The 6,903-nt window shown below is 68.7% G+C and carries 5 protein-coding genes; 1 reads left to right on the plus strand and 4 read right to left on the minus strand.

Going from position 1 to position 6,903, the window contains the following annotated elements:
* The 3 genes from Q0U08_RS15995 to glmU all read right to left on the minus strand — a co-directional run.
* The coding region (locus tag Q0U08_RS15995; RefSeq protein ID WP_298092550.1) for an EAL domain-containing protein at positions 1 to 1,876 on the minus strand (1,876 nt) is incomplete at its 3' end.
* Positions 1,877 to 1,983: 107 nt separating this feature from the next.
* Positions 1,984 to 3,807, minus strand: coding sequence for a glutamine--fructose-6-phosphate transaminase (isomerizing) (gene glmS, locus Q0U08_RS16000; RefSeq protein WP_298092551.1), 1,824 nt, complete (start codon positions 3,805 to 3,807; stop codon positions 1,984 to 1,986).
* Positions 3,808 to 3,812: 5 nt separating this feature from the next.
* On the minus strand, positions 3,813 to 5,168 hold the full coding sequence (glmU, locus tag Q0U08_RS16005) for a bifunctional UDP-N-acetylglucosamine diphosphorylase/glucosamine-1-phosphate N-acetyltransferase GlmU (RefSeq protein ID WP_298092552.1): 1,356 nt from the start codon (positions 5,166 to 5,168) through the stop codon (positions 3,813 to 3,815).
* A gap of 63 nt (positions 5,169 to 5,231) precedes the next feature.
* On the opposite strand from glmU, the gene Q0U08_RS16010 reads away from it, so the two are divergent.
* On the plus strand, positions 5,232 to 5,921 hold the full coding sequence (locus Q0U08_RS16010; RefSeq protein WP_298092553.1) for an HAD-IA family hydrolase: 690 nt from the start codon (positions 5,232 to 5,234) through the stop codon (positions 5,919 to 5,921).
* Here the strand turns inward: Q0U08_RS16010 and Q0U08_RS16015 are convergent.
* Complete coding sequence (locus tag Q0U08_RS16015) at positions 5,884 to 6,876, minus strand: nucleotidyltransferase family protein (RefSeq protein ID WP_298092555.1); 993 nt, start codon at positions 6,874 to 6,876, stop codon at positions 5,884 to 5,886. The genes Q0U08_RS16010 and Q0U08_RS16015 overlap by 38 nt on opposite strands.
* Between the last annotated feature and the right edge of the window lie 27 nt (positions 6,877 to 6,903).

Consider the following 6,903-nt stretch of genomic DNA (forward strand, 5'->3'; position numbering starts at 1 on the left):
GCGCCCCGCCGACCGCCATCGGCGGCAGCGTCGCCATCGTCCGCTGCTCCGCCAGCGCGCGCGCCTGCTCGGGCGGCACCGCGCGCGAGAAATAATAGCCCTGCATATGGCTTGCCCCCGCCACACGCAGCGCCTGCACCTGCGCCTCGGTCTCCACGCCCTCGGCCACCACGCCCAGGCCCAGCGCGCGCCCCAGATGGATGATCGAATGGACGATCGCGGCCGATTCGCGCTCCCGCCCCATGCCGTCGATGAAGCTGCGGTCGATCTTCAGGCAATCCAGCGCGAACTTGCGGATATTGTACAGGCTGGAATAGCCGGTGCCGAAATCGTCCAGCGCGATGCGAAAGCCCATCTGGCGCAGCTTGTAGAGCGTGTCGGCGGCACGCTCGGCATCGTCGAAGATCGCGGTCTCGGTGATCTCGATCTGCACCCGCCCCGGCGACACGCCTGCCTGCTGCACGCTTTTCATGACATGGCCGACAAAGTTATGCCGCCGAAACTGGCGCGGGCTGAAATTGACCGAGACATATTGCCCGGGCCAGTGCTGCAACTCCTTCAGCGCCTCGCCCAGGATCCAGTCGCCCAGATCGTGGATCAGGTTCGATTCCTCGGCGATCGGGATGAAGGTGTCGGGACTGATCAGCCCGAACTCGGTCGTGTTCCAGCGGACCAGCGCCTCGAACCCGTCGATATCCAGCCCGTCGCGCGCAACGATCGGCTGATAGGCCAGGCTCAGCTCGTTCCGCGCCACCGCTTGCGACAGGCGATCCTCGACCTCCCGGCGGAAGCGGATGCTGTCGTCCATGCTGTCGTCGAACAGCCGCACCACGCCGCGGCCCGAGCGCTTGGCGTCGTTCAGCGCCAGATCGGCCCGGCGCACGATGTCCACCGGATCGCGGTCGTCGCTGCCGTCCACCACGACCAGCCCGCATGACGCGCCGCCGCGCACCGAATTGCCCAGCACGCTGAACGTGACCGAACAGGCCGCGATCATCCGCTCGCACGCCATCACCGCGGCTTCCTGCCCTGCGGTATCGAACAGCACGCCGAACTCGTCGCCGCCCAGCCGCGCCACCACCGCACCCTCGGGCGAGGATTGCTGCAACTTGGCGCACATCTCGCGGATCAGCGCGTCGCCTGCCAGATGCCCCAGCGTGTCGTTCACCAGCTTGAACCGGTCGAGGTCCAGCATCGCGGTGCCGAACAGCCCGGGCTTGCGCGCGCGTTCGCCCAGCGCGCGAAGGAAAGCCAGCCGGTTGGGCGCCTCGGTCAGCGAGTCATGCGTCGCCAGATGCAGCGCGCGGCTTTCGTTCGCCGCCAGTTCCAGTCCCTGTTCCTCCAGCTGCTTCACCTGCGCGGCCAACGTCTCGCGCGCGGCGCGCAACTCCCGGTCCGCCTGCCAGCGATGGGTCAGCGCGGTGGCGGTCTGCACGATCTCGGCCACCTCGAACGGCTTGGCGATGTAGAAGATCTTGTCCGGCGGCCCGGCGACCTTGGCGATCTCCAGCGGCGAGAAATCGGAATAGCCGGTGACGATCACCAGGTTGATGTCCGGGTCCAGCGCACGGATGCGCCGCGCGGTCTCGCGCCCGTCGATGCCGGGCGGCATGCGGATGTCGATGAACGCGACCGGAAACGGCGCGCCCGCCGCCAGCGCGCGCTCCACCTCCGCCACCGCATCCAGCCCCTGATGGCACTGGGTCAGCGCGAAATTGGATGCATCGTCCCCGGCGGCCCCCACCGTCGCATCGTCACCGAACAGCGCGGCGGCCATGGCATCCAGCGTGTCCGCAGCTTCCGCCCGCACCGGCGCGAAACTGCGGGCATAGCTGGCATGCATCGCCGGCTCGTCGTCCACGATCAGAATGCGCATGCCCGTCCGTTCCTCATCTTTCGCCCGCCGGGCGCGTTCCGGATGAGGTAGGCAAGGATGCTTAAGGCGCCGTAAACGATCGCCTGGACGGACCTAGCCGATGACGGTCATTCCACCGTCACCGACTTGGCCAGATTGCGCGGCTGGTCGACATCGGTGCCCTTGGCGACCGCGACGTGATAGGCCAGCAACTGCACCGGCACCGCATAGACGATCGGCGCGATCAGCGGGTGGACCTTGGGCATGGTGATCGTCGCCACGCAATTCTCGCCGGCCGCCTCGATCCCGTCATAGTCGGAGATCAGGACGACGCGGCCGCCGCGCGCCTGCACCTCCTGCATGTTGGTCACCGTCTTCTCGAACAGTGGGCCGGAAGGGGCGATGACGATCACCGGCACATTCTCGTCGATCAGCGCGATCGGCCCGTGCTTCATCTCGCCCGCGGCATAGCCCTCGGCATGGATGTAGCTGATTTCCTTCAGCTTCAATGCGCCTTCCAGCGCGAGGGGATAATCGGTGCCGCGCCCCAGATACAGTACGTCGCGCGCGACGGCGACCACGCCCGCCATGCCCTCGATCGCCTCGTCATAGGCCAGCGCGCCGTTGATCGCGGCGGGCGCCTCGGCCAGATGCCGGACGATGTTCTTTTCCTCCTCCGCGGTCAGCCTGCCCTTCGCCTTGGCGAGATTGGCGGCCAGCGCGGCCAGCACCGCCAACTGGCAGGTGAACGCCTTGGTCGACGCCACGCCGATCTCCGGCCCCGCATGGGTGGGCAGCAGCAGGTCCGCCTCGCGCGCCATCGAACTGGTCGGCACGTTCACCACCGCGGCGATGGTCTGCCCCTCCGCCTTGGCATGGCGCAGCGCGGCCAGCGTGTCCGCCGTCTCGCCCGACTGGCTGATGACGATCATCAGCCCCCCCGCCTCCATCACCGGCGCGCGGTACCGGAACTCCGACGCGACATCCAGATCGACGGGCACACGCGCAAACTGCTCGAACCAGTATTTGGCGACCATCCCGGCATAGAAACTGGTGCCGCACGCGACGATCGTCACGCGCTTGATCTGCGACAGGTCGAAATCGGGAATGGGCAGCGTGATGCGCTCCTCCATCCGTTGCAGGTACGAGCGCAGCGTCTGCGCGACGACGATCGGCTGCTCGTAGATTTCCTTCTGCATGAAGTGGCGGTGATTGCCCTTGTCGATCAGGGCGCCGGTCACGCCGGAGATCGTCACCGGCCGCTCGACGGGGTTGTTATCCCGGTCATAGACCTGCGCGCCGCCCGTGGTGCAGACCACCCAGTCGCCTTCGTCCAGATAGGCGATACGCTGGGTCAGCGGCGCCAGCGCCAGCGCGTCCGACCCCAGATAGGTCTCGCCCTCGCCGTACCCGACGACCAATGGCGAGCCGAGCCGCGCGCCGATCAGCATGTCGGGCGCATCCCGGAACAGGATGGCGAGCGCGAACGCACCGTGCAGGCGGGGCAGCACCTCGCGCACCGCCGCGATCGGCTCCAGCCCCTGCTCCACCTTTTCGCTGACCAGGTGCGCGACCACCTCGGTATCGGTCTCGCTGGTGAACACCCGGCCGCGAGCGATCAACTCTTCGCGCAGCGCCTTGAAATTCTCGATGATGCCGTTGTGGACGATCGCGACATGCTCGGTCGCATGCGGGTGCGCGTTGTTGGTGGTCGGGCCGCCATGCGTTGCCCAGCGGGTATGCGCGATGCCCGTGGTGCCCGGCAACGGATGTTCGGCCAGTTCGCGCGCCAGATTGACCAGCTTGCCCGATGCCCGTCGCCGCGCGATCGCGTCGCCGTCGATCGTCGCGATGCCGGCCGAGTCATAGCCGCGATATTCCAGCCGCTTCAGCCCGTCGAGCAGACGGTCGGCCACGCCGTCCGTACCCAGGATCCCCACGATTCCGCACATCGGTCTTACTTCCCTCCCTTGGCCGCGCTCTTCCTGGCGCGCATGATCTCTCGAAAACGGGCCGCCCAGCCGGGCTTGGTGACGCGATCCGGGCGGACCAGCGCCAGCGCATCGGCCTCCACATCCGCGGTCAGCACCGATCCGGCCGCGACGATCGCGCCCGCGCCGATCGTCACCGGCGCGACCAGCGCGGAGTTCGACCCGATGAACGCGCCCTCGCCGATCACCGTGCGATACTTTAGATAGCCGTCATAATTGCAGGTGATCGTGCCGGCACCGATATTGGCGCCCGCCCCCACCTCGGCATCGCCCAGATAGGTCAGGTGATTGGCCTTGGCGCCGCGGCCCAGCACCGCCTTCTTCATCTCGACGAAATTGCCGATCTTGGCCCCGTCCTCCAGCACCGCACCGGGGCGCAGCCGTGCATAGGGCCCGACCTCGGCCTTCGGCCCGATCGCGGCACCCTCCAGATGGCAGAAACCATGGATGGTCGCGCCGTCCGCCACGGTGACGCCGGGGCCGAACACGACATTGGGCTCGATCGTCACGTCGCGGCCGATCACCGTGTCATGCGCGAACCACACCGTCTCCGGCGCGATCAGCGTCGCGCCCTCCGCCATGGCTCGGGCGCGGCGCGCCTGCTGCCACACCGCCTCCACCGCCGCCAGTTCGCCGCGGCTGTTGACCCCGGTCACCTCGCCGGCCTCCGCCTCGATCACCGCCGCCGCGCCGGACATCTCCACCACATCGGTCAGATAATATTCGCCCGCGGCATTGTCGTTGCCCAACCGCCCGAGCAGCGCAAACAGGTCGGCGGAGCGCGCCGCCATCAGCCCGGTGTTGCACAGGGTCACCGCACGCTCGGCCTCGCTGGCGTCCTTATACTCAACGATCTTTTCCAGCCGGTCGCCGCCTTCCGCCAGGATCAGCCGGCCATAGGCACCGGGGTCAGCCGGCCGGAAGCCCAGCACGACTACCGCCGGCGCATCGGCGGCGTTCAGCCGGTCCAGCATCGCGCGCATCGTCTCGGCGCGGACCAGCGGCACGTCGCCGTACAGGATCAGCACGTCGCCGTCGAAGCCGGCCAGCGCGTCTTGCGCCTGCGCGACGGCATGGCCGGTGCCCAGTTGCTCGGCCTGCAGCGCGGTCGCCACGCCCAGCGGCGCCACCGCCGCCTCCACCTGCTCGCGTCCCGCGCCGGTCACCACCACCGTCCGCGCAGGGGGCAGCGTGCCGGCCGCATCGATCAGATGCAGCAGCATCGACCGTCCGGCGATGGGATGGAGGACTTTGTGCAGGTCCGATTTCATGCGGGTGCCCTTGCCGGCGGCAAGGATGATAACGGCTACGGGTCGCGTCATGGGGCGGTCGCCTGCCACGAAAGGCTTGCCAACGCCATAGTGCGGCTGGCACCCGCGCCCGTCATGGAAAGAAATTCATCCACCCGTTTCCCATTCGACACGGTCGGCTTCGATCTCGACGGCACGCTGCTCGACACCAGCGGCGATCTTTCCGCCGCGGTCAACCACGCGCTCACCTCGATCGACCGGCCGACGCTGACCGTCGAACAGGTGAAGCCGATGATCGGCGGCGGCGCGCGGCACATGCTGGCGCAGGGGCTCGCGGCGACCGGCGGCTGCGATGAAGCGACGCTCGACATCCTCCAGCGCCGCCTGCTCGACCATTACCAGGCCAACATCGCGGTCCACACCCGCCCCTTCCCCGGCGCGCTGGATGCCCTCGACCGGCTGGCGGCGATGGGGGTGACGGTCGGCATCATGACCAACAAGCTGGAGGCGCTGGCCGCGCGCGTGCTCGCCGAACTGGGCCTGTCGGACCGTTTCGCCTGCCTGATCGGCGGCGACACGATGGGCGTGGGCAAGCCTTCGCCGGTCCCCATCCAGGCGCTGGTCGAACGCTGCGGCGGCGGGCGCGCGGCGTTTGTCGGCGATTCGATCTATGACGTGCAGGCAGCTAAGGCCGCGGGCCTGCCGGTCGTCGCCTGCTCCTTCGGCTTCCTGATGCAGCCGGTCGAGGAACTCGGTGCCGACGCGATCATCGACGGCTATGCCGAACTCATCCCGACGCTGGAGCGCCTCGGCGCCGCCACTTGATCCACAGATGCCGCGCAAGCATCGCGGGCGGCATCCTCAGGGCGTGCGAGCGGACATAGAAGCCGAACCGCGTAGCCTTGCGGGTCTCCCGCCCCCATCCATCGCGCGCCAGCAGCCGGCGGAGGTAAAGCCGGTCGATTGCGGTCAAACCCGCCGGACCTTCGCTACCGTACAGCGCGTGCGCCAGCCTTACCGCCCGCGCCACCGCGGCGCCAAGCTGATGATGCGCCGCCCGCGCGTCCAGCCCCCCGGTCTCGAATTCACCGATCAGGCAGTGGATGTCCCACAGGTTGCGCAAGCCCCCCGCCAGGTCGCCATCCGCGAACAGATGCGCCGCGGCATGGACGATCATGTCGGCGGGTGACAGCACCGACAACCCGCCCCCCAGCGGCACCGCATCCGCGATCAGCGCCGCGGCATCGGGCGTCGGCCGCGCGGTCGGCGGCAGGATGGTGTGATGCACGTCGATCATCCGGTCCCGCTCCCGGTGGATCAGCGGCGGCAGCTCGTGCATCCAGCGCCGGTAATAGGCGTCGTCATACGGGTCGGGCTTCACCCATTCCCATCCCGCCGCGAGCAACGCCGCCTCCACCGCCGGCAGATGCTCGCACGGCACCAGGATATCGCAATCCCCAATGCTGCGCCCCTGCCCCGCCGCCAGCCCGGCCGCGACATAGGCGGTGCCCTTCAACAGCACGACCGGCACGCCCAGCGGCGCCAGCGCCCGGCGGACCATCTCCGCCTCCCACAAGGCCGCCCGCCGCCCCTGCTCCGCCGACGCCCGCGCATCGTCCAGCACCGCGGCAACCCGCGCTGGCACCGGCAACCCCGCCAGCCGCTGCGCCAGCGTGCCGATCACCTGTTCCGCGCGGGCGACGGTCAGGATCGCGGACCACTGCTCACCATCCAGCCCCGCCGCCCGCGAAGGGTCACCAAGTATCTGACACAGCGTCATCATAAGCCTGCGAACAGCGCCTCCACC

Source organism: uncultured Sphingomonas sp., assembly GCF_946477935.1.
Taxonomy (GTDB): domain Bacteria; phylum Pseudomonadota; class Alphaproteobacteria; order Sphingomonadales; family Sphingomonadaceae; genus Sphingomonas.

Coding starts and splice junctions, on each gene's coding strand:
- glmS (WP_298092551.1), bottom strand. CDS start 3,807: ATGTGCGGAATCGTGGGGATCCTGGGTACGGACGGCGTGGCCGACCGT.
- glmU (WP_298092552.1), bottom strand. CDS start 5,168: ATGACGCGACCCGTAGCCGTTATCATCCTTGCCGCCGGCAAGGGCACC.
- Q0U08_RS16015 (WP_298092555.1), bottom strand. CDS start 6,876: ATGACGCTGTGTCAGATACTTGGTGACCCTTCGCGGGCGGCGGGGCTG.
- Q0U08_RS16010 (WP_298092553.1), top strand. CDS start 5,232: ATGGAAAGAAATTCATCCACCCGTTTCCCATTCGACACGGTCGGCTTC.